At 32.2% G+C, this 22,197-nt stretch carries 20 protein-coding genes; 10 read left to right on the top strand and 10 right to left on the bottom strand.

Going from position 1 to position 22,197, the window contains the following annotated elements:
* The first annotated feature begins 178 nt into the window (after positions 1 to 178).
* Positions 179 to 2,632, top strand: coding sequence for an alpha-ketoacid dehydrogenase subunit alpha/beta (locus ACQY1Q_RS11610; RefSeq protein WP_431005488.1), 2,454 nt, complete (start codon positions 179 to 181; stop codon positions 2,630 to 2,632).
* A gap of 85 nt (positions 2,633 to 2,717) precedes the next feature.
* On the opposite strand, the gene ACQY1Q_RS11605 is transcribed toward ACQY1Q_RS11610, so the two are convergent.
* Positions 2,718 to 3,467 (bottom strand): SH3 domain-containing protein, encoded by a 750-nt coding sequence (locus ACQY1Q_RS11605; RefSeq protein WP_431005487.1) that lies wholly within the window; start codon positions 3,465 to 3,467, stop codon positions 2,718 to 2,720.
* Between the two features lie 89 nt (positions 3,468 to 3,556).
* On the bottom strand, positions 3,557 to 4,828 hold the full coding sequence (locus tag ACQY1Q_RS11600; RefSeq protein WP_431005486.1) for a DUF2851 family protein: 1,272 nt from the start codon (positions 4,826 to 4,828) through the stop codon (positions 3,557 to 3,559).
* 206 nt (positions 4,829 to 5,034) lie between these two features.
* Between ACQY1Q_RS11600 and ACQY1Q_RS11595 the strand changes: the two genes are divergently transcribed.
* The 4 genes from ACQY1Q_RS11595 to ACQY1Q_RS11580 all read left to right on the top strand — a co-directional run bounded on the left by ACQY1Q_RS11595 (position 5,035) and on the right by ACQY1Q_RS11580 (position 8,001).
* Positions 5,035 to 5,667 (top strand): NAD(P)H-dependent oxidoreductase, encoded by a 633-nt coding sequence (locus ACQY1Q_RS11595; RefSeq protein ID WP_431005485.1) that lies wholly within the window; start codon positions 5,035 to 5,037, stop codon positions 5,665 to 5,667.
* Positions 5,668 to 5,754: 87 nt separating this feature from the next.
* Positions 5,755 to 7,338 carry a sodium:solute symporter gene (locus ACQY1Q_RS11590; RefSeq protein WP_431005484.1) on the top strand — a complete coding sequence of 528 codons (1,584 nt, stop codon included), beginning with the start codon at positions 5,755 to 5,757 and terminating at the stop codon, positions 7,336 to 7,338.
* 5 nt (positions 7,339 to 7,343) lie between these two features.
* A complete protein-coding gene (locus ACQY1Q_RS11585) occupies positions 7,344 to 7,526 on the top strand; it encodes a hypothetical protein (RefSeq protein ID WP_431005483.1) in 183 nt (60 codons plus the stop codon).
* Positions 7,498 to 8,001, top strand: coding sequence for a cupin domain-containing protein (locus ACQY1Q_RS11580; protein WP_431005482.1), 504 nt, complete (start codon positions 7,498 to 7,500; stop codon positions 7,999 to 8,001). The genes ACQY1Q_RS11585 and ACQY1Q_RS11580 overlap by 29 nt, the downstream gene beginning before the upstream one ends.
* Before the next feature lie 6 nt (positions 8,002 to 8,007).
* Here the strand turns inward: ACQY1Q_RS11580 and ACQY1Q_RS11575 are convergent, their stop codons facing one another.
* Positions 8,008 to 8,649, bottom strand: coding sequence for a hypothetical protein (locus ACQY1Q_RS11575; protein WP_431005481.1), 642 nt, complete (start codon positions 8,647 to 8,649; stop codon positions 8,008 to 8,010).
* Positions 8,650 to 8,786: 137 nt separating this feature from the next.
* Here ACQY1Q_RS11575 and ACQY1Q_RS11570 point away from each other — a divergent pair, with 137 nt between their 5' ends.
* Together ACQY1Q_RS11570 and ACQY1Q_RS11565 are read left to right on the top strand one after the other, a co-directional pair.
* Positions 8,787 to 10,106, top strand: a complete 1,320-nt coding sequence (locus ACQY1Q_RS11570) for a hypothetical protein (protein WP_431005480.1) — start codon at positions 8,787 to 8,789, stop codon at positions 10,104 to 10,106.
* A gap of 93 nt (positions 10,107 to 10,199) precedes the next feature.
* The gene (locus ACQY1Q_RS11565) at positions 10,200 to 10,556 is read left to right on the top strand and encodes a hypothetical protein (RefSeq protein ID WP_431005479.1); all 357 of its coding nucleotides are present in this window, start codon (positions 10,200 to 10,202) and stop codon (positions 10,554 to 10,556) included.
* 81 nt (positions 10,557 to 10,637) lie between these two features.
* Here ACQY1Q_RS11565 and ACQY1Q_RS11560 read toward each other — a convergent pair whose 3' ends face one another.
* From ACQY1Q_RS11560 to ACQY1Q_RS11550, 3 genes are all read right to left on the bottom strand, one after another.
* Positions 10,638 to 10,895 carry a DUF6952 family protein gene (locus ACQY1Q_RS11560; protein WP_431005478.1) on the bottom strand — a complete coding sequence of 86 codons (258 nt, stop codon included), beginning with the start codon at positions 10,893 to 10,895 and terminating at the stop codon, positions 10,638 to 10,640.
* Between the two features lie 7 nt (positions 10,896 to 10,902).
* Entirely contained in the window at positions 10,903 to 11,211 is a 309-nt protein-coding gene (locus ACQY1Q_RS11555; RefSeq protein WP_431005477.1) for a thioredoxin family protein, read from the bottom strand.
* Positions 11,212 to 11,322: 111 nt separating this feature from the next.
* Positions 11,323 to 11,964, bottom strand: a complete 642-nt coding sequence (locus ACQY1Q_RS11550) for a peroxiredoxin (protein ID WP_431005476.1) — start codon at positions 11,962 to 11,964, stop codon at positions 11,323 to 11,325.
* Positions 11,965 to 12,280: 316 nt separating this feature from the next.
* Between ACQY1Q_RS11550 and katG the strand changes: the two genes are divergently transcribed.
* Complete coding sequence (gene katG / locus ACQY1Q_RS11545; RefSeq protein ID WP_431005475.1) at positions 12,281 to 14,479, top strand: catalase/peroxidase HPI; 2,199 nt, start codon at positions 12,281 to 12,283, stop codon at positions 14,477 to 14,479.
* A gap of 58 nt (positions 14,480 to 14,537) precedes the next feature.
* On the opposite strand, the gene ACQY1Q_RS11540 is transcribed toward katG, so the two are convergent.
* The 4 genes from ACQY1Q_RS11540 to ACQY1Q_RS11525 all read right to left on the bottom strand — a co-directional run bounded on the left by ACQY1Q_RS11540 (position 14,538) and on the right by ACQY1Q_RS11525 (position 19,037).
* On the bottom strand, positions 14,538 to 15,701 hold the full coding sequence (locus ACQY1Q_RS11540) for a sigma-54-dependent transcriptional regulator (protein ID WP_431005474.1): 1,164 nt from the start codon (positions 15,699 to 15,701) through the stop codon (positions 14,538 to 14,540).
* Positions 15,702 to 15,930: 229 nt separating this feature from the next.
* Positions 15,931 to 16,770 (bottom strand): mechanosensitive ion channel family protein, encoded by an 840-nt coding sequence (locus ACQY1Q_RS11535; protein WP_431005473.1) that lies wholly within the window; start codon positions 16,768 to 16,770, stop codon positions 15,931 to 15,933.
* Between the two features lie 10 nt (positions 16,771 to 16,780).
* Entirely contained in the window at positions 16,781 to 18,103 is a 1,323-nt protein-coding gene (locus tag ACQY1Q_RS11530; RefSeq protein ID WP_431005472.1) for an ABC transporter permease, read from the bottom strand.
* 4 nt (positions 18,104 to 18,107) lie between these two features.
* On the bottom strand, positions 18,108 to 19,037 hold the full coding sequence (locus ACQY1Q_RS11525; protein ID WP_431005471.1) for an ABC transporter ATP-binding protein: 930 nt from the start codon (positions 19,035 to 19,037) through the stop codon (positions 18,108 to 18,110).
* 227 nt (positions 19,038 to 19,264) lie between these two features.
* Between ACQY1Q_RS11525 and ACQY1Q_RS11520 the strand changes: the two genes are divergently transcribed.
* Complete coding sequence (locus tag ACQY1Q_RS11520; RefSeq protein ID WP_431005470.1) at positions 19,265 to 19,729, top strand: MarR family winged helix-turn-helix transcriptional regulator; 465 nt, start codon at positions 19,265 to 19,267, stop codon at positions 19,727 to 19,729.
* Between the two features lie 15 nt (positions 19,730 to 19,744).
* Entirely contained in the window at positions 19,745 to 22,135 is a 2,391-nt protein-coding gene (locus tag ACQY1Q_RS11515; protein ID WP_431005469.1) for a 3-hydroxyacyl-CoA dehydrogenase NAD-binding domain-containing protein, read from the top strand.
* Positions 22,136 to 22,197: the final 62 nt, after the last annotated feature.

Raw genomic sequence — 22,197 nt, 5'->3', positions numbered from 1 at the left:
CTTTAAAAATACTATTCCTAAAACCTATTTCTTATATTAGTTCCACTTCTATTCATTACAGAATACTCAATAAAACTTCAAATTTTGACTTTTTATTGAGAAATCCTTAATAAAAAGATAGATTTTTAAAATTCAATTAAAAAAACTATCTTTGTAACCATACGTAAATTTGATGAATATGACGCAAAACATTGAAGTAGTTAATAATCAAAAACTTTCTTTTACCGATTTTAAAAATGAAGTCTTAAACGATTATAAATTAGCTCGTATAAGTAGAGAGTGTAGTTTACTAGGTCGTAGAGAAGTTTTAACAGGTAAAGCTAAGTTTGGAATTTTTGGCGATGGTAAAGAAGTACCTCAATTGGCTATGGCAAAAGCTTTCAAAAATGGAGATTTTCGTTCTGGCTATTATCGCGACCAAACTTTTATGATGGCTATAGGAGAGTTAACTGCTCAACAGTTTTTTGCAGGACTATACGCACACACTGATATTGAAGCAGATCCTATGTCTGCCGGCCGTCAAATGGGTGGGCATTTTGCTACGCATTCATTAGATGAAAACGGTAATTGGAAAAACTTAACTCAACAGAAAAATTCTTCTTCTGATATTTCTCCTACTGCCGGTCAAATGCCTCGTTTACTAGGGCTAGCTCAGGCTTCAAAAGTATATAGAAATGTTACTGAGTTAAGTAATCATACCAACTTTTCAAATAAAGGAAATGAGGTTGCTTGGGGAACCATAGGTAATGCCAGTACCAGTGAAGGCTTATTTTTTGAAACCATTAATGCTGCAGGTGTTTTACAAGTCCCAATGGTAATGAGTGTATGGGATGATGAATATGGTATTTCGGTACATGCTAAACATCAAACTACCAAAGAAAATATTTCTGAAATTCTTAAAGGATTTCAACGTGATACAAATAATAAAGGTTATGAAATTTTAGTTGTAAATGGTTGGGATTATGTTCAACTTATTGACACCTACAACAAAGCGGCTAAAATTGCCAGAGAAGAACATGTGCCGGTATTAATTCATGTAAAAGAATTAACACAACCTCAAGGGCATTCAACTTCAGGTTCACACGAAAGATACAAATCTAAAGAACGTTTACAATGGGAACAGGAATATGACTGTATTAACCAAATGCGTAAATGGATTTTAGATTTTGAATTACAAGACGAAAACGGAGATACTTTAAGAATTGTTGATTCTGAAGAAGAACTAATTGAAATTGACAAAAACGCTAAAAAAGACGTTTCAAAAGCTAAAAGAGACGCTTGGGCTGCTTTTACCGGAGAAATAAAAAATGAAGCAAAAGTAGCGTTAGCCATTCTTGATAAACTTTCACAAAAAAGTAGTAATGGTACGTTTATTTCAAAACTAAAAAACGATTTAGAAGCTATTAATGAGCCTATTCGTAAAGATGTTTTAACAGCTGCTCGAAAAGCTTTACGATATGTAAAAGATGAAACTTTAGATGAAAAACATGAACTACAAAGTTTTATTAAAAACTACGTTGAAGAAGCCTATTATAAATATTCATCTCATCTTTTAAGTGAAACTAATAGTTCACCTGTAAAGGTTAATGCAACAGCTCCTAAATATGGAGAAGATGGTAAATTGGTAGATGCTCGTATTATTATGCGAGATAATTTTGATGCTATCTTAAAAAAGCACCCTGAAGTTTTAATTTTTGGTGAAGATGCTGGTTATATAGGAGACGTAAACCAAGGATTAGAAGGGCTACAAGAAAAATTTGGAGACCAACGTGTTTCCGACACCGGAATTAGAGAGGCAACTATTTTAGGTCAAGGAATTGGATTGGCTATGCGTGGATTACGTCCGATTGCAGAAATTCAATATTTAGATTATTTATTGTACGCACTTCAAATAATGAGTGATGATTTGGCAACCTTACGTTACCGATCATTCGGGAAACAAAAAGCACCGTTAATTGTTCGTACCAGAGGGCACCGTTTAGAAGGAATTTGGCATGCAGGTTCTCCTATGGGAGGTATCATAAATAATGTAAGAGGAATGCATGTTTTGGTTCCTAGAAACATGACAAAAGCTGCTGGTTTTTACAATACTTTATTAGAAGGAGATGATCCTGCTTTAGTAGTAGAATGCTTAAACGGATATCGTTTAAAAGAAACATTACCTACCAACTTAGGTGAATTTAAAACACCAATTGGTGTAATTGAAACAATTAAAGAAGGTACTGATATTACAATTGTTTCTTACGGATCAACGTTAAGAATTGTAGAAGAAGCAGTAAAAGATTTAGCTCAGGTAGGAATTAATGCTGAAATAATTGACGTACAAAGTTTACTTCCTTTTGATGTAAATCACGATACTGTGAAGTCAATAGCTAAAACTAATAGATTATTAATTGTTGATGAAGATGTTCCGGGAGGAGCTTCTGCATACCTAATGCAAGAAATAGTAGAAAAACAAAATGCTTATCAACATCTTGACAGCAAACCGGCAACGTTAACTTCAAAAGAGCACAGACCTGCTTACGGTACTGATGGAGATTATTTTTCTAAACCATCAGCCGAAGATGTATTTGAAAAAGTATATGAAATTATGCACGAGGCTAATCCTCAGAAATTTAAAAGTTTATACTAAAAAAATAGATTTGTTCATAAAAAAAGTGGTCTTAGTTTTAATGCTAAGGCCACTTTTTTCTTTATAGAAATTCTTTTTATTCTAATTATTTTTTTGACTCCTCCTCTGCTTTCGCATCCTGTACATCAATAGGCATATTTTTTGATTCATAATCTTTAACTCTCTCTTTTAATACATTAATAAAATCTGAAGATGATAAATCCGGGTTTTCAATAATTTCCTGTAAAGCTTTAATTCGTTCTGTCATTGTTTCTTTTTCTACTGCTAAAGCTGCATATTTTGCTGTAGCAATATCAACCTCATTATTAGATATGTTTGATGTTTTAATCCACCCCTCTTCTATATATTCTCCTTCTGCTCTTTTTCCTTTAATTTGCACCCAGTCTCCTTGAGTTGATAAAACAGCTATAATATCCATAGTACTGTATTTTTTATCTGTTTTTGTCAATAAATCAGGTCTTTTATACATACTGGCATCTTCCAATAATACACCAACCTCTCCATTAACTCCTAAAAAGCTAGCTCGTGTCCACCCCTCTTTACCATCAATTAGTTTTACTTTATAATACAACTTTTTTGAAGCATCATCAGTAGTTTCCTCACCGGTTAGTATTACTTTTTCACCCAAACTCATAGAGGTTATCCATTTACCATTAGCTTGCGGTGTTTCACGAACAGATAATTTTTCCAGTAAACAAATAGCTTCATTTGTTTGTTTGGCTTCTTTTTCATTAGATTCTGAAGTTTGTTCTGTTGTGTTTTTGTTTCCTCCGTTTTCTTTACAACTTGTAAATAAAACAGATACCATAGTGATAGCAATAAATATTTTTTTCATTTTAAATTAAATTTTGAGCAAATATAGCCTTTTAATTAACTTTTATAAAATGAACGTTTTACTATTCAATCAATTGTAAACTAAAGTTCTTATTTTCGTAACAAGTAATTACCTATAGCACACTTCATACACTTATTTTTCTCGCAATAATTATTTTTCAATTCCAATAAAGCTTGTGTATCCAATGCATTTTTACTTTTTACAGATATTGCTGAAAATTTAGAAATAATAGTATTTTTCTCGGGTTTAATTTGCTCTATTAAACCAACAATATGTTCTTCATCTATTCTGCCTTTGTTTTTAAAATAAACAAACTTCATAGGAATTATAGTATTGATTACTAATAAATCTATAAATGATGTAGTTATTTTTTTGGATGATTTTTTACTTTCAGTTTCAAATGTGTAATGACACTTCCAATAATCGTTAACTTCAACAGAAAGTAGCTCATAAAAACCTTGTAGTGTTGTTGTTTCTATTACTTTAGCAAATAAGCTTGCATGCTTATGTAATAAAGCTACCATTTGCGCTATTCTAATTGTTGGAAAATTAGCCGGACGCATTCTAAAAAACTGAAATTGTTTTTTATGAATTGCCTTTAGCCTAAATTTATGCTGAAGGTATTCGTATTCCTTTTTTAATTGTAAATAATATTTATCTCCTTCACCTTCTTCTAAAAAACCTGCTTGCCCAAACAGTAATGCTGACAATTGAAATTCATCAAACCGTAGTTTTCTTATCACTGAAAACGAAAAAGAATTAGCTAGTTTAAAAAACACCTCACTATTTACTTTTAAACCAAAATTTTTAGCTAACAACATAAATAAAACGGCTTCATAGTCATTTTGCGTGGCTACCAATAAATCTTGAATTAACAAAGATTTATGCTCTAACCTTTCAAAATAAAGTCGTTCTTGCCAATTTTTAATTAAAAAAGAGTCTACCTTGTTTAACTGCTTTTCACAAGAAATCCAATGATTCTCTTTATTCATTAATTTTTGGTATTTATCAAGTAACTCTTGGTCAATACAATGTTGAAGTTCTAATGTAGGTAATGCTTTATTATTTTTCATAAAAACAGCTGTATCATGCTCCCAAACTACATGTAAAATAACAGCATCATAATTTTCATCAGCTTCATGATTATGTAAATACCAATCAGAAGATTTTAAATGTATTTCAACATTACCCACCCAAGTTTGATGATTAATTTGTATGTGTACATTTAAAAAATCCGGTCCGGAATTTCTATTTGGTAATCCGGTTTTAATGATCACTAACTCATCTCCTTCCGAAGTTTTTAAAATTTGAGATGAAAGCAACTTCTGTTGCCATAAAAAGTGTAGAAATTCTTCTTTCATAGACATGTATTTAGCAATTCTTTTACGTTTTCTAAATTACAAAAATTTATAATATGTTTTCGTTCTCGGTTAACACACATCTTACTTACATAACTCATGTAGAGTTATTATAAATAAATAGTAATAACACAATAGTTTTTTACAATAATTTTATCTAAATTCTAACCTTTTCTACCCTATTTTTGTTAGCATAAAAATGAATTCACATGAGTAATAGTATTGAAAATTTGAAATGGCGTTATGCCGTTAAAAAATTTGATAACAATAAATTTCTTTCAGAAGAACAAATACACATTTTAAAAGAAGCTTTTAACTTAACAGCTACTTCTTTCGGGTTACAACCTATTAAATTGGTAATTATTAAGAACAAAGAACTACAACAACAATTAGTTCCTCATTCTTGGAACCAACAGCAGGTAGCACAAGCTTCGCATGTTTTAGTTATTTCTATTCCTAAAAAGATAACTGTTAAAGATGTTGAAGCCTACTTTAATTTAGTAAAAGAAGTTAGAAATACACCTGATGAAATTTTAAATCCGTTTAAAGAAATGTTGGCCGGTAGTATTACCAGCAAATCTGAAGAAGAATTACACCAATGGATGAAAAACCAGGCTTACATAGCTTTAGGTAATTTAATGACTGTGGCAGCAAATGAGAAAATTGATTCTTGTCCTATGGAAGGTTTTATTCCTGAAAAATATGACGAAATTTTAGGGCTAGATTCTTATAATTTGACTTCTGTGCTAGTACTCCCTGTTGGTTTTAGAGCAGAAGATGATTTTATGAAAGATCTAAAAAAGGTAAGAAAAAAAACCAGTGATATTGTTATTGAGTTATAAAACTCTTTAGAAATTACGAATTATGAATTGCTAACTCAAAAATCTAAATTTAGTACATTCGTAATTCATAATTCGTAATTCAATTTTATGCAACCTCTACATATTATTTTACTTATTCTAGGGTATTTTAGTGTACTCATCTTAATTTCTTTTCTTACCGGAAAATCAGCAAATAATTCAACTTTTTTTAAAGCGAACAACTCATCTCCTTGGTATTTAGTAGCTTTTGGAATGATTGGTGCTTCACTTTCAGGAGTTACCTTTATTTCTGTTCCAGGTTGGGTTGAAGGGCAACAAATGAGTTATATGCAAATGGTATTAGGGTATGTACTAGGATATGCTGTTATCGGATTAGTTTTACTGCCTTTATATTACAGATTAAATCTTACCTCCATATATACCTATTTAGAAGAGCGTTTTGGTCATTATTCATATAAAACAGGTGCTTCATTTTTCTTGTTGTCAAGAACTGTAGGTGCGTCTTTTCGTTTATTCTTAGTAGCAAACGTACTACAATTAATTTTGTTTGACGCTTACGGTGTTCCTTTTTGGATTACTGTTACCATTACTATTTTATTAATATGGCTTTACACTTTTAAGGGTGGTATTAAAACCATTGTTTGGACTGATACTTTACAAACGTTATTCATGTTAATCTCTGTAGGAGTTTGTATTGTAATGATTAAAGATGATTTACAAATCAAAAACCTATTCACCTATATTTCAGAAAATAAACTCTCTAAAACTTTCTTTTTTGATGATATAAAATCCGGAAACTACTTTTGGAAACAATTTTTTTCAGGGGCTTTTATAGCGATTGTTATGACTGGTTTAGACCAAGATATGATGCAAAAAAACCTTACCTGTCGTAATTTAAAAGATGCTCAAAAAAACATGTTTTGGTTTACTATTGTGCTGGTTATAGTTAACTTTTTCTTTTTAGCCATGGGAATTTTACTTACTGACTATGCTGTTGCCAACGGAATAGATGCTCATAAAGATAATTTGTTTCCTATGATAGCTATGAATGGTAATTTAGGCATTATTACTTCTTTATTTTTCTTATTAGGATTAATAGCAGCCGCCTATTCAAGTGCAGATAGTGCTTTAACATCACTTACTACTTCTTTTAGTATTGATATTTTAGAGATTGATAAAAAGCAAAATGAACAGACGCAAGAAAAAACAAGAAAGAAAATACACATCTTGTTTTCTTTTGTTTTAATTGCCACTATTTTGGTTTTTAAATATTTTATTGCTGATGTTAGCGTAATTGCAAAAATATTTCAGTTCGCAGGCTATACTTACGGGCCTTTGTTAGGTTTATATGCATTTGGTCTTTTCACCAAGCTACATGTAAAAGATAAACTAGTACCTATTATTTGTTTAATTGCTCCAATCATAACGTATCTAATTAGCACTTATAGTAAAAACAACCTAGGTTTTGACTTTGGGTTTTTCGTGTTAATATTAAACGGAGCACTAACTTTCCTTGGATTACTGTTTATTAGTAATCATCAAAAAAGTAAATCGTTTATTATTCCAATAATTATGTCTCTTCTTGGTTTTATTAGAGCACTCTTAAATGGTTTTGAAGATTGGAGAGCAATCGTTTTTTTGGTTTTAGGAATTGCTTGGTTTAGTATTGCTGCGTCTAAATTTAAAAATTAATTAAAATGCCTAAAAAAGGGAAAGCAAAAAATACGGTAAATAAAGCGAAGCATACTCGCTTAATGAAACAAAAGGAAAACAAACTTCGCTTAGAAAAACAGCGTACAAAAGAACGATTAAAAGCCATTATTAAAAAAGCAAACGAACAAAACCTCCAAAATGATGACAGCTCAACAACTGATAACTAAATTTGATTTAACAGAACATCCTGAAGGTGGCTTTTATATAGAAACGTATAGAAGTAATGGAATTATACACAATACTAATTTATCAGATAATTTTATAGGTGATAGAAATTACAGTACTTGTATTTACTTTTTATTAACCTCAGAAAAATTCTCTGCTTTTCATAAAATAAATCAAGATGAGATTTGGCATTTTTATAAAGGTGCAACATTGCAACTTCATATGATATCTCCTGATGGAATCTACTCATTGGTAAACATAGGTAATAAAATAGAAGACAATGAAATTCCACAATTTATTGTACCTGCAGGATATTGGTTTGCAGCTGAAGTCTTATCTCCTAATTCATACTCTTTTGTTGGATGTACTGTTTCTCCCGGATTTGATTTTAATGATTTTGTATTACCCGAAAGAAAGGTATTAATTGCTTTATTTCCTACACATTCAGAAATAATAACAAAACTTACACATCATTAACTTTAATTATTTTACAACAAACACTACATTTATAAGTGTATTTAAATCAACAGGCTGCCCTATAATAGTATATGTAAGTACTCCACTTGCACTTATAGACATAGTACCTGTATTGAAAACTGTAGGATCAGCATAGGTTACATAATAATATAAATCACTTGCCCCATATGTAGGAATAGTATTTGGTGCTCCAGTACTACTTACCACTGGAGAAGCAAACTGCGTGGTATATTCAGTATATAAATTCTTGGTAAAAGTACCATTTGTACTAGCATCTATAGTTATAGACGGCGGGTAAAAAACTCTTGCTGCTTTAGACGTTATAGGTGCAATAGCCTGAACCACTGCCTCAACAGTAGTTTCAGCAACTGCTCCGGGATCTCCCGCCACATTATTTACATCTACAGGCGTTACTATCAAAACTTCAGAGGCATTCTGATCATCATTATCAACTTGCCAGCCTGAACTGGTATATCTGTATATTTTTTGATCAGTAGTATTAAAAACAACAGATCCAATATTTACTCCGGTTAAAGACAACATTTCAATATTAGTTGCAGTCGGAAGCCCCATTAACGAATTTGCATCAATTTGCCCCAAAGCAAATGACGACGTAAACAGCAAAAAAATAAGTTGTTTAAATTTCATAATTAAATTTTTAACTCTAACTAAAATGATTTTCAAATTTAATTTAACAATCAATTTTTAATATAAAAATACTGTAAAATTTTTATTCATAACTGAAATGGTAGTATATTTATTCTAACGTTTGAATTTACTTACTGATGAAAACTACGTTTTTAACCTTATTATTACTTTTTTTCTCTTTTCTATTACCTCTGTTTTCCCAAACAGGCCCCGGTGGTGTAGGTACAAGAGATGGCTCTTCTTCCTTATTGATTTGGTTACGTGCTAATGATTTAAATGCTGACGGAAATACAACCAATAACCCTATTAACGGAAGCCTTGTTTCTACTTGGTCAGACTTTAGTGGTAATGGAAATAATTTTACACAAACAAATACTAACAGACCTACATATACAACCACAGGCACTTTTAATGCTGTAAATTTTAACTCAAGTTTAGCAGCAGCCCAGTTTATGTTTGGAACAGCAACTGGTATTTTTACTAATGCCAGTACCTTTTTTGTTATTAATCCTGTAAATACAGGAAACTCACATTCTTTATTTGATAATACTACTACTTCTTTAAGAGTTGAGCAATGGAGTAATACCAATAGAGTTGGATTAACAAGATATGGAATTGCTGATTATACTACTACTATAGCTTCTCCTTTTGGCATAAACTCCATACTATCATACCATAAACCAACTGGTTCATCAATAGTTGAAGTACGTGTAAATGCTGTCACTCAAAATTTAAATATTGGCTCCACTACAGCAGGAATCCCCATAGATAGGATTGGTAGAAATAGTAATGGGTCTGACGAGGCTAGTGGAAATTTTTATGAAATTATTTTTTATAACAATAGGATTAATGATGCTCAAAAAATAATTATAGACAATTACCTATCTGCTAAATTTGGTGGTATAGCTATTATTAATGATGTGTATAATGAAGACGATCCGGCTGCCGGTGACTACGACCATGATGTAGCTGGTATTGGTAGGGTTAATATCACTAATTTACACACAGATTCACAAGGAACGGGTTTAGTGCGAATACTCAACCCTAGCAACTTAAATGATAATGAATTTTTTATGTGGGGTCATGACAATGCTCCTTTTCAGTTAAGTACCGGTTTAAATGCTCCTAATATTATTAAAAGTAGAATAAACCGAATTTGGAGAGTTAGTGAAGTAAACATTTCCGGAACTGCAATTGATGTGGGGAGTATTGATATGAGATTTGATATAACCGGAATTTCAGGGGTAACTACTGCCAATTTAAGATTATTAGTTGACACCAATAACGATGGAAACTTTCATGATGAAACTCCTATTTCTGGAGCTGTAAACCTAGGAAGTAACATATATAGTTTTAATGGAGTTTCTGCAATTAACAATAATAACCGTTTTACTATTGGATTAGCAACCACTACTATCATTACCAATCGAAGAATAACATACAGGGTTAGCAATTAAAATATGCAAGCTTAACTCTGGCATAAAATTTGGTTAAAAGAGTAGAAAACTTATTTTAGCATAAGTTAGTATTAACATTAAATCAGAAATATTATGAAATTCTTTAAAAAATTAGCAGTATTATCTTCAGCTTTATTTTTAGCTATGTCATTAAATAGCTGTTCAGGTTGTGATAATGAAAATCCCCGAGCTAGAGTAAATAATAATGGAGCTGACAAAGTAAGTGTTCAAATTAAAACTACCGGAGGAAACACCGAAAATATTAACAATATTGACCCGGGAAATTCTTCTAGCTACACAAGTTATGCACCGGGAGAAATTACATATACTATTGTTTTAAAAGATAATAGCGAGGTAGTTAAAACCGTTAACATGGCTTTTTGTACCGATTACGAAATAAGCATTGATCAAAACAATGTTATAACAACAAAGTCTACCCCAAGAGACTAAAAACAGAACAATACGTTTCTAAACACTTATTAAAAATCCCGAGCATTAAAATGTTCGGGATTTATTTTTTTTGTACAAAAACTATTGGTCAATCGAACCTAAAACACGTTGCATAAAATTGTTTAAAGCTTCTTTTTTAGGTGTACCATCTTTAATCATTTTTGCTACCTCAACAGCTCCGTACATATTGGAAATCAACTCTCCTATCACATCAAGCTCTTCATCTTTTAACGAAGGTACTTCTGTTAAAGCTTCAAGTGTTTCAATTGTTTCCAACACATAATCCTGATCATTTTCTTCTATAAAAGAAGTTAAATGTTTAATAATAGGTAATTTCATAAGCTATTTATAATATTTCGTCTACCAACTCTCTTAAAACCTCAAACTTATTCGTTTGAACCTGATTAACGAATTTTCCATCTACAAAGGTTGCAAACGTAGGTAGGTTGTCAACATTAGCTAATTTTCTACTTTCCGGAAACTTCTCAGCATCAGCAACGATAAATAAAACACCTTCATTTTCAGAAGCTAGCTTTTTAAATTTTGGTTTCATTATTCTACAATTTCCACACCAAGTAGCTGAAAATTGAACAACAACAGTTTTAGTATCGGAAACAACTTGTGCTAAATTGTCCTGACTTAATTCTTGTAACATGATTTTAATTTTTTAATATATTTAGAGAAGACTCAAAAGAAAATACTCTTTCCTAGCATCAATAGGAGAAAAGTTCGTGTTCGGTTAAACAAACACGAACTTTTTGTTATTTTAGTTAGCAGCTAAATATTCTGCAGTAGCTTTAGCATTTGGTTGCATAGCTTCTTTTCCTTCCTCCCAGTTAGCAGGACATACTTCACCTTTTTCTTGTACGTGTGTATAAGCATCTATTAAACGTAAGTATTCGTTTACATTACGTCCAACCGGCATGTGGTTAACTCCTTCATGAAAAACTGTACCTTCTTCATCAATTAAATAAGTAGCTCTGTAAGTTACATTATCTCCTTCAACTTGAACAGTTCCTGTAGCCTCATCATATGTTTCATTAGTAATATCTAAAATACCTAATACTGAAGATAAGTTACGGTTACTATCAGCTAATAACGGATACGTAACGCCTTCAATTCCTCCGTTATCTTTAGATTGATTTAACCAAGCAAAATGTACTTCCGGAGTATCACATGAAGCTCCGATTACAATTGTATTTCTTTTTTCAAACTCTGGCAAAGCAGCTTGAAAAGCGTGTAATTCAGTAGGACACACAAAAGTAAAATCTTTTGGATACCAAAATAACACTACTTTTTTGTTATTGTTAACTGCCTCTTCTAAGACATTTAATTTAAACGTATCACCCATTTCGTTCATTGCGTCAACGTTTAAATTTGGAAATTTTTTACCAACTAATGTAGCCATCTTTTTATTTTATTTTAAGAATTAATAATTAATATGTACTATTTAAAAAACAGTGGCAAATGTATTCTGTTTAATAGTTTTTAAAGAGTAAAACTAAAAATATTTTTTTATAGCCTAATAGAAATAATCAATACCTAAAACTATACTTCATCAATATTTCAAATACACAATTATAACAACTTAATTAACAAAACAATATCTTTATAAGATAGATTTTTAATAAGTTTTAGTTATTTTGAAATAAAAATTATAGATAAAAATTATCCAAAGCTTTGTAATACCTTTGTAACAATTCTAACCTCATAAAACAAGAAAAATGAAAGATGTAAATCCACATTCAACAAGCAAAAACGGAAAATGTCCTTTTATGCATGGTGCTAATACCGAAACGCACAACAATGTTATGGATTGGTGGCCTAAATCATTAAATTTAGACATATTACACCAACATGACACTAAAACAAATCCACTAGGTGAAAAATTCAACTATGCTGAAAAGTTTAAAAAACTAGACCTTGAAGCTGTTAAAAATGATTTGAAAAAATTAATGACCGATAGCCAAGACTGGTGGCCTGCAGACTGGGGACATTATGGTGGACTTATGATTAGAATGGCTTGGCACGCAGCCGGTACTTATAGAGTTGCCGATGGTAGAGGAGGTAGTAACACAGGAAATCAACGTTTTGCACCTTTAAACAGCTGGCCTGATAACGGTAACCTTGATAAAGCCAGACGTTTGTTATGGCCAATCAAGAAAAAATACGGAAATAAACTTTCTTGGGCCGACCTTATAATTTTAGCTGGTAACATGGCTTACGAGTCAATGGGATTCAAAACTTTTGGCTTTGCAGGAGGACGTGAAGATATTTGGCATCCTGAAAAAGATATTTACTGGGGATCAGAAAAAGAATGGCTTGCTCCAACTGGTAGTGAAGGCACTCGTTATTCTGGTGACCGTGAATTAGAAAACCCTTTAGCAGCTGTAATGATGGGATTAATTTATGTAAACCCGGAAGGTGTTGACGGTAAACCTGACCCGTTAAGAACTGCACAAGATGTTAGAGAAACTTTTAAGCGTATGGCAATGAACGATGAAGAAACTGTTGCTTTAACTGCTGGTGGACATACTGTTGGAAAAGCACATGGTAATGGTGATGCAGGAGCTCTAGGTCAAAGTCCTGAAGGAGCAGAAATTCAAGATCAAGGTTTTGGCTGGATGAACCCTAAAGGAAACGGAAATGCGGCTGATACTGTAACAAGTGGTTTAGAAGGTGCTTGGACAACAACTCCTGACAGATGGAATCACACATATTTCCATCTATTATTGAATCACGAATGGGAATTAAAGAAAAGTCCTGCCGGTGCGTGGCAATGGGAACCTGTCAGTATGGATGAGGCTGATAAACCTGTAGATGCTCACAACCCTAGCGTAAAAAGAAATCCTATCATGACCGATGCTGACATGGCTATGAAAATGGATCCTGAATACAGAAAAATCTCAGAAAAATTCTATAACGATCCCGCATCTTTTGAAGATGCTTTTGCTAGAGCTTGGTTTAAATTAACTCACCGTGACTTAGGACCTAACACCCGCTATCTAGGTGCTGATGTACCGAAAGAAACTCTTATTTGGCAAGATCCGGTTCCAACTGTTGAGTACACTTTGAGTAATGATGAAATTGAAGAGTTAAAAGAAAAGTTATTAAATAGCGGGCTTACTCGTACAGAATTAATCAATACAGCCTGGGATAGTGCACGTACCTATAGAGGTTCAGATTTTAGAGGAGGTGCTAACGGTGCTCGTATTCGTTTAGCTCCTCAAAAAGATTGGGAAGGCAATGAACCTACAAGATTAAAAAAAGTACTTGATAAACTAACTGAGATTCAATCAGGATTAAGCAAAAAAGTAAGTATTGCTGACTTGATTATTTTAGGAGGTAGTGCCGCCATTGAAAAAGCTGCTCAGGAAGGTGGTTTTGATATTAAAGTTCCTTTTACTCCCGGAAGAGGTGATGCTACTGCTGAAATGACAGATATAGAATCTTTTGAAGTATTAGAACCTTTACATGACGGATATAGAAATTGGCAAAAGAAAAACTACGCTGTAAAACCTGAAGAGTTATTATTGGATAAAACTCAACTTATGGGGTTAACAGCTCCTGAAATGACTGTTTTAGTTGGAGGAATGCGTGTATTAGGAACCAATTACGGAGGTACTAAACATGGCGTATTTACAGAAAAAGAAGGCGTTTTAAGTAATGATTTCTTTGTAAATTTAACAGATATGAGATATTCTTGGAAACCTACCGGAGAAAACCTTTATAATATTGTTGATAGAAAAAGTGGTGAAACTAAATGGACAGCAACCAGAACGGATTTAATATTCGGTTCAAACTCTATACTTCGTTCTTATGCTGAAGTATATGCTCAGGATGATAATAAAGAAAAGTTTGTAAAAGACTTTGTAAATACTTGGGTAAAAGTAATGAATGCTGACAGATATGATTTAGCTTAATTTTATATAAAGTCATTCTGAATGAAGCTATAAATTTTCATTCAGAATGACTTATTTTTTATTTACTGGCAAATAACTTTACATCATTTTCCGAAACGGTTTTTTCACCAAGAATCATTAAACGTTCAACAACGTTTCTCAACTCTCTTATATTACCGGTCCAATCATATTCTTGAAGTAATTTTATTGCTTCATCAGAAAAATCTTTTTTAGAAGTACCTTGTTCCTCAGCTATTTTATCAGCAAAAAAGTTAACCAATAAAGGAATATCATCTCTACGTTCATTTAAGGCAGGTACTTTAATTAAAATTACAGCTAAACGATGGTACAAATCTTCACGAAAACGTCCTTCCTCAATTTCAGTTTTTAAATCTTTGTTAGTTGCAGCAACCACACGAACATTCACTTTAATATCTTTATCAGATCCTACACGTGAAATTTTATTCTCTTGTAAAGCTCTTAACACTTTAGCTTGAGCCGGCAAACTCATATCTCCTATTTCATCTAAAAAAATAGTTCCTCCATTGGCGGCTTCAAATTTTCCTGCCCTGTCTTTATTAGCTCCTGTAAAACTTCCTTTTACATGACCAAACAGCTCACTTTCTATTAACTCAGAAGGAATTGCAGCACAGTTAACCTCAATCATTGGTGCTTTTACTCTTTCAGATTTTTCGTGTAACCAATGTGCTACCAACTCTTTCCCGGAACCATTAGGTCCGGTAATTAAAACTCGTGCATCTGTAGCTGCTACCTTTTCTATAATTCCTTTAATATGAGCAATTGCCTCACTATCACCTATCATCTCATAGTTTTTACTCACTTTTTTCTTTAATCGTTTATTTTCGATTACCAATTCTTTTCTATCTAATGCGTTTCTAACCGTATTTAATAAACGATTTAAATCCGGTGGTTTTGATATATAATCAAAAGCTCCCAGTCGCATTGTATTTACAGCTGTATCTAAATCACCATGCCCGGAAATCATAACAATAGGAATTTCCGGTTTTATCTTCTTAGCTTTTTCAAGAACCTCAACCCCATCCATTTTAGGCATTTTTATATCACAAAGTACTAAATCATAATCTTTTTCTTTTATCATTTCTATTCCTGATAAACCATCTTCCGCTTCTTCAACTTCATAAGCTTCATTTTCTTCAGAAATAATTTTTTTAAGTACTCTACGAATTGCCGCTTCGTCTTCTATAATTAATATTGTATTCATATGTAAATTCTTACTTTTCTTCGAGAAGAAAATTAATTGTTATGTGTTTAGTTTTTCAAACTATCATACTTCATGCCATATAATAGCTATTTTACAGGTAAACCTTTATTCTATAAAAGTACAGAAATTTAATCTTTCTGAAAACTTACCTTTTTTATCATTTATGAGTATAATTTACAATAAAAGAGGTCGTTTAAATAAACGACCTCTTTTATACTTTTTTATATTACTAGTTTTTGATAATATGTATATCCCTTTGTGGAAATGGAATGCTAATATTATGCTCTTTAAATAGACTATTAATTTTAAAACGTATTTCACTTTGCGGTATTATAGCTTGAAAACTATCATTAATAGTGAAAACTAATTTAAACTCCAACGCACTGTCTCCAAAGTTTTCAAAAATAACCGTAGGAGTAGGATATTCTAATACTTTAGGGTGTTCTTTAGCAGCTCTTAACAATAGTTTTTTCACTAACTCAACATCACTACCATAAGCAACCCCTACTTTAACGCTTTCACGAGTTACCGTTCCATTTTGCGTCCAGTTATATAAACTATTCGATAAATACTTATGATTAGGAATTACTAAAACTTTATTATCAATAGTTACGGCTCTGGTTGTTCGTAATTTTATTTCTTCAACTCTCCCTACTTTACCATCAATCTCTATAATATCACCTACATGTACACTTTTATCAAGAATTATAAAAACTCCGGAAATAATATCTTGAAAAAAGGTTTGTAATGCCAAACCAATACCAATTAATAAGGCAGAAGACGCTACTAAAATTGCACTTAAATTAACTCCTGCTGAGCTTAAAGCTACTGAAAAAACCACTAAATAAGCTAACCAGCTGGTAAACGAAAAAATGGTATCAAACTTATTCTTGTCCTCTTTTTCTAATTTACTCTTTGCAAGAACCTTAAGGTATTTCAATAATATTTTAACAAGAAGTAATCCAACTATTAAAAATAAGATCGTTTTTACGGTTAGTTCAACGTCCTTACCACCTATAGGTATTCTATAATTTAAAAAATCAGTTATTTGTTTTATAATTTCTTTCATAAAAAATTAATTACCCACTATAACGTAACCATTTCCATAAATCTTTATAGGTAGGTTTCTTTCCGTAAGATAAAATTCCTACTCTATAAATTTTGGCTGCTACCCAAACTATTAATAAAAATGTAGCCACCAACAGTACCATTGATATTACTACCTCCCACCAGGCAACTCCAAAAGGAACTCTCATTAACATTACTATTGGTGAGGTAAACGGAATATACGAAAAAATAACTGATATTGGGCCGTGTGGATCATTAACAACAGTGGCAAAACCTACATATACTGCTAAAATTAACGGCAACATAATAGGCATCATAAATTGCTGTGTATCTGTTTCATTATCAACCGCCGCACCAACAGCTGCAAACAATGAACTATACAACATATAGCCTCCTAAAAAGTAAAAAATGAATAATAAAAACAGTTTTAATAAGGGTAATTTAAAAAACTCTTGTAAAATCATTTCTCCTTTTCCAGTAGTAGCTTGTTGCATTGCTTCCATTTGCTCCGGAGAAATTTTTGCTGACTGCATATCCATTACACTAATACCAAATACTGCTGAAGCAATAGCACTGAATACTAAAAATAAAATTCCCCAAATTAAAAATTGTAGTAATCCTGCTGAGGCATTACCTATAATTTTCCCCATCATTAATTGAAAAGGTTTAACTGAAGAAACTATTACTTCTATAATTCTACTGGTTTTTTCTTCAATAACACTTCGCATTACCGATGTACCGTAAATCATAACAAACATCATTAGCAAATACCCGGCTATGGCGCCTACTCCTATTTTAAGGCCATTTTTTAATTTAGAAGATTTTTCTCCTGAAAAATCATACATTTTAATATCTGAAGAAATTCTTGATTCTTTAATATGACTTAAATCAATTCCAAATCGGGTAAGTTTTTCGTTACGTATTTTTTTATCAATCTTAGCTTCTAATGTTCCCATTACCGTCATACTTGGTGAGTCTTTTGAATAAAACTCAATAGTTCTTGCTAAAACTTCCAAACTGTCTTGTTTCGGAATATATAAAACACCGTAAAAATCACCGTTTTTTACTTTGTTTTTGGATTCTTCAAGACCAAGCTTGGTAAAATCTTGATATTTAATTGTTTTAGTATCTTCAAATACATCTTCATTAAAAATACCCGATTCATCTACAAATACTATATTTTTTACCTTTTCGTCATTCTTTTTCATTAAAAAGAAAACCAAAAAGCCCATTCCAATCATTATTATCGGGCTTAAAAAGGTCATAATGATAAATGATTTATTCCTAACCTTAGCAATAAATTCACGTTCAATAATTAATCGTAATTTTTTCATAAGACTAACTGTTTTTATTTACTGCCTGAATAAAAATATCATTGGCGCTTGGAATTAACTCTACAAAATGGTGCACTTCTCCTTTGGCTGTTAAAAATGATAATAAGTCATTAGGAGAATGTGTTTCTTTTAACTTTATATTTAATCTTAATCCTCCGTTAAGCGTAGTAAAATCAGAAGGAGTAACAGTAAATTTTTCTTTCAATTCATGTTCAACCTCTAACGGATTATTGGTATTAATACCTACCTGAAACGTATGCGTTCTAAACTCTCTTTTAATATCTACCAATTTACCATCTAATATTTTATTAGACTTGTTAATTAAGGCTATATAATCACACATTTCTTCAACGCTCTCCATTCTATGGGTAGAGAAAATAATGGTAGCTCCTTCTTCTCTTAATTGTAAAATTTCTTTTGCTATCAATTGCGCATTAATTGGATCAAATCCTGAAAAAGGTTCGTCAAAAATTAACAACTTTGGTTGGTGTAGTACGGTAACTATAAATTGTACTTTCTGAGCCATTCCTTTAGATAGTTCTTCAATTTTCTTACCCCACCAAGCACCTATATCAAATTTATCAAACCAATATTTAAGGCGTTTTTTAGCTTCAGCTTTTGAAAGTCCTTTTAATTGTGCTAAATACAAAGCTTGTTCACCTACCTTCATACTTTTATACAATCCTCTTTCCTCAGGCAAATAACCAATATATTCAACGTGATGAGGAGCCAAAGCTTCTCCATCTAAAAATACTGAACCGCTATCCGGAATCGTTATTTGATTAATTATTCGAATAAGTGAAGTTTTTCCTGCGCCATTAGGTCCAAGTAAACCAAATACGCTTCCTTTAGGAATTTGCAAGGAAACATTATTTAATGCAGTATAATCTCCATAGCGTTTAACTACATTATTAATTTCTAACAAGTTACTCATTTATTTTTTAGTTGATTTATTGCTATTTTTAAATTAAGCCATGACAAACTTACATATTTTTATAGTTTAATTAGTATATTACATTCACCATTTGTTACATCTATATACCTATATAGTTATAATCCCATCAGTCAAATGTTAAGCAAAAATTAAGAAAAGCTATGCGTGCATAATTTTTTTATCATTTATTATGCATGCATAATATTTTTTTATATATTTGACGCAGTATGGATAAAAATAAATCAATAGATCATCAGCTTAGAGCCACATGGCAAGCCGTTGCTAAAATGTATAATGAGCAGGCAGCCAAGCATAATAGTACTATGGCTACAGCTTTTGCTTTACTAAATATTGATTTCGTGGAAGGAACACCTTCAACCTCTTTAGGTCCCTTAATGGGAATGGAACCTACAAGTCTTTCTCGACTATTAAAAACAATGGAAGATAAAGGGTTAGTATGCCGAGAAAAGAACCCAAATGATGGTAGAAGTGTAATTATAAAACTGACAGATTTTGGTAAAGAGATGCGTAAAGTTTCTAAAGGACACGTATATCAATTTAACAACAAAGTAAGAGAGTATATTACAGAAAAAGAGCTAGACAATTTCTTTAAAGTAACTGAAACTATAAATAAACTTATTACAGATAAGTTGATATACGATTATGGCGATATCAACAACAAAGCTGTATAAAAAACAACAAAACAAATGACAAGAAGAATTAAAAAAGTAGCGATTATCGGTTCTGGAATCATGGGATCGGGTATTGCATGTCATTTTGCTAACATTGGCGTTGAGGTATTATTATTAGATATTATTCCCCGAGAACTTAACGACATAGAAAAAGCAAAAGGGTTAACACTAGAAGACAAAGTAGTACGTAATCGTTTAGTAAATGATGCTTTGACGGCTTCTTTAAAGTCAAAACCATCCCCTATTTACAATCAAAAATTTGCAAACCGAATTACAACAGGTAACCTAGAAGACGATTTACATAAAATTAAAGACGTTGACTGGGTTATGGAAGTAGTTGTTGAGCGTCTTGATATTAAACAAAGTGTTTTTGAAAAAATTGAAAAGTTCCGTACTCCGGGTACTATCGTTTCAACTAACACATCAGGTATTCCAATTAAATTTATGAATGAAGGAAGAAGTGAAGACTTCCGTAAGCATTTTGCGGTTACCCACTTCTTTAACCCTCCTCGTTATTTAAAACTTTTTGAAGTTGTTCCGGGGCCGGATTGCAAACAAGAGGTAGTTGACTTCTTAATGGAATACGGATCTAAATTTTTAGGAAAAACTTCTGTTTTAGCTAAAGATACTCCTGCATTTATTGGTAACCGTATTGGTATTTTCGGAATCCAGTCTTTATTTCATCAAGTAAAAGAATTAGGTTTAACCATTGAAGAAGTAGATAAATTAACAGGGCCGGTAATTGGTCGTCCAAAATCAGCAACATTCCGTACAGTTGATGTTGTTGGATTAGACACCTTAGTACATGTTGCTAATGGTATTTACCAAAACTGTCCTAATGATGAAGCTCATGAATTATTTAAATTGCCAAGCTTCATTTCTACCATGATGGAAAATAAATGGTTAGGAAGTAAAACCGGACAAGGATTTTATAAAAAAGAAGGTAAAGAAATTTTATCATTAGACTTAGACACGATGGAATATCGTCCTAAGAAAAGTGCTAAGTTCGCTACTCTTGAATTAACAAAAACTATTGACAAACCAATTGACCGATTTAAAGTGTTAGTTGGCGGAAAAGATAAAGCCGGAGAATTCTATCGTAAAAACTTTGCAGCCATGTTTGCTTATGTTCAAAATAGAATTCCTGAAATTTCTGATGAATTATATCGTATAGACGATGCCATGAAAGCAGGTTTCGGATGGGAAAATGGTCCGTTTGAAATTTGGGATGCTGTAGGTGTTGAAAAAGGTATCGAGTTAATGAAAGCTGAAGGTTTAGCACCGGCTGCTTGGGTAACTGAAATGGTAAGTAATGGAGAAACTTCTTTTTATACAGTAAAAGAAGGGGCTACTTACTATTATGATGTAACGTCTAAACAACAAGTTAAGAAACCAGGGCAGGATGCTTTCATCATTTTAGATAATATTCGTAAAACAAAAGAGGTATTTAAAAACTCCGGAGTTGTTATTGAAGATTTAGGTGATGGAATCTTAAACTGCGAATTCCAATCGAAAATGAACACGATTGGTGGTGATGTTTTAGCCGGATTAAACAAAGCTATTGATTTAGCTGAAAAAGATTTCCAAGGATTAGTAGTTGGTAACCAAGCCGCTAATTTCTCTGTAGGAGCTAATATTGGAATGATTTTCATGATGGCTGTTGAGCAAGAGTATGATGAACTAAACATGGCTATCAAATACTTCCAAGATACCATGATGCGTATGCGTTATTCATCTATTCCAACAATTGCTGCTCCTCACGGAATGACTTTAGGTGGTGGATGTGAATTATCACTTCATGCTGATAAAGTGGTTGCTGCTGCTGAAACATATATTGGATTGGTAGAATTTGGAGTTGGAGTAATACCTGGTGGTGGTGGATCTAAAGAAATGGCTTTAAGAGCTCAGGATTTATTCCACCAAGGAGATGTTCAATTAAATGTTTTACAAGAACACTTCTTAACTATTGGTATGGCTAAAGTGGCAACATCAGCCTATGAGGCTTACGACTTAAACCTGTTACAAAAAGGGAAAGATATTGTTGTGGTAAACAAAGACCGTCAAATAGCAGAAGCTAAAAAACACGCAGTATTATTAGCTGAAGCCGGTTATACACAACCTGTAAAACGTAAAGATGTATTAGTTTTAGGTAAGCAAGCTTTAGGTATGTTCTTAGTAGGAACAGATGCTATGAATGCTTCTCAATATATTTCTGAACACGACCAAAAGATAGCTAACAAATTAGCTTATGTTATGGCCGGTGGAGACTTATCAGAGCCAACTAAGGTTACTGAACAGTATTTATTAGATCTTGAACGTGAAGCTTTCTTAAGTTTAGCTACTGAGCGTAAAACTTTAGAACGTATTCAGCACATGTTAAAAACCGGTAAACCACTTCGTAACTAAGCGTTGCGAGTTATTAGTTTTCAGTTGTAAGTGATAAGTTACTCATCACTAAAAAACTTAAA

It is taken from the genome of Tenacibaculum sp. TC6 (genome assembly GCF_050606265.1).
Classification (GTDB): domain Bacteria; phylum Bacteroidota; class Bacteroidia; order Flavobacteriales; family Flavobacteriaceae; genus Polaribacter.
The sequence above is the reverse complement of the archived record's forward strand: the minus strand, read 5'-3'. Positions and strand labels throughout refer to the sequence as shown.

Excerpts from the sequence above, each read along its gene's own strand:
- ACQY1Q_RS11570 (WP_431005480.1), top strand. The coding sequence starts at position 8,787 with ATGAAAACTACGTTTTTAACCTTATTATTACTTTTTTTCTCTTTTCTA.
- ACQY1Q_RS11605 (WP_431005487.1), bottom strand. The coding sequence starts at position 3,467 with ATGAAAAAAATATTTATTGCTATCACTATGGTATCTGTTTTATTTACA.
- ACQY1Q_RS11530 (WP_431005472.1), bottom strand. The coding sequence starts at position 18,103 with ATGAAAAAATTACGATTAATTATTGAACGTGAATTTATTGCTAAGGTT.
- ACQY1Q_RS11515 (WP_431005469.1), top strand. The coding sequence starts at position 19,745 with ATGACAAGAAGAATTAAAAAAGTAGCGATTATCGGTTCTGGAATCATG.
- ACQY1Q_RS11580 (WP_431005482.1), top strand. The coding sequence starts at position 7,498 with ATGATGACAGCTCAACAACTGATAACTAAATTTGATTTAACAGAACAT.
- ACQY1Q_RS11550 (WP_431005476.1), bottom strand. The coding sequence starts at position 11,964 with ATGGCTACATTAGTTGGTAAAAAATTTCCAAATTTAAACGTTGACGCA.
- ACQY1Q_RS11535 (WP_431005473.1), bottom strand. The coding sequence starts at position 16,770 with ATGAAAGAAATTATAAAACAAATAACTGATTTTTTAAATTATAGAATA.
- ACQY1Q_RS11540 (WP_431005474.1), bottom strand. The coding sequence starts at position 15,701 with ATGAATACAATATTAATTATAGAAGACGAAGCGGCAATTCGTAGAGTA.
- ACQY1Q_RS11520 (WP_431005470.1), top strand. The coding sequence starts at position 19,265 with ATGGATAAAAATAAATCAATAGATCATCAGCTTAGAGCCACATGGCAA.
- ACQY1Q_RS11610 (WP_431005488.1), top strand. The coding sequence starts at position 179 with ATGACGCAAAACATTGAAGTAGTTAATAATCAAAAACTTTCTTTTACC.
- ACQY1Q_RS11600 (WP_431005486.1), bottom strand. The coding sequence starts at position 4,828 with ATGAAAGAAGAATTTCTACACTTTTTATGGCAACAGAAGTTGCTTTCA.
- ACQY1Q_RS11595 (WP_431005485.1), top strand. The coding sequence starts at position 5,035 with ATGAGTAATAGTATTGAAAATTTGAAATGGCGTTATGCCGTTAAAAAA.
- ACQY1Q_RS11575 (WP_431005481.1), bottom strand. The coding sequence starts at position 8,649 with ATGAAATTTAAACAACTTATTTTTTTGCTGTTTACGTCGTCATTTGCT.
- ACQY1Q_RS11565 (WP_431005479.1), top strand. The coding sequence starts at position 10,200 with ATGAAATTCTTTAAAAAATTAGCAGTATTATCTTCAGCTTTATTTTTA.
- ACQY1Q_RS11585 (WP_431005483.1), top strand. The coding sequence starts at position 7,344 with ATGCCTAAAAAAGGGAAAGCAAAAAATACGGTAAATAAAGCGAAGCAT.
- ACQY1Q_RS11525 (WP_431005471.1), bottom strand. The coding sequence starts at position 19,037 with ATGAGTAACTTGTTAGAAATTAATAATGTAGTTAAACGCTATGGAGAT.
- katG (WP_431005475.1), top strand. The coding sequence starts at position 12,281 with ATGAAAGATGTAAATCCACATTCAACAAGCAAAAACGGAAAATGTCCT.
- ACQY1Q_RS11560 (WP_431005478.1), bottom strand. The coding sequence starts at position 10,895 with ATGAAATTACCTATTATTAAACATTTAACTTCTTTTATAGAAGAAAAT.
- ACQY1Q_RS11590 (WP_431005484.1), top strand. The coding sequence starts at position 5,755 with ATGCAACCTCTACATATTATTTTACTTATTCTAGGGTATTTTAGTGTA.
- ACQY1Q_RS11555 (WP_431005477.1), bottom strand. The coding sequence starts at position 11,211 with ATGTTACAAGAATTAAGTCAGGACAATTTAGCACAAGTTGTTTCCGAT.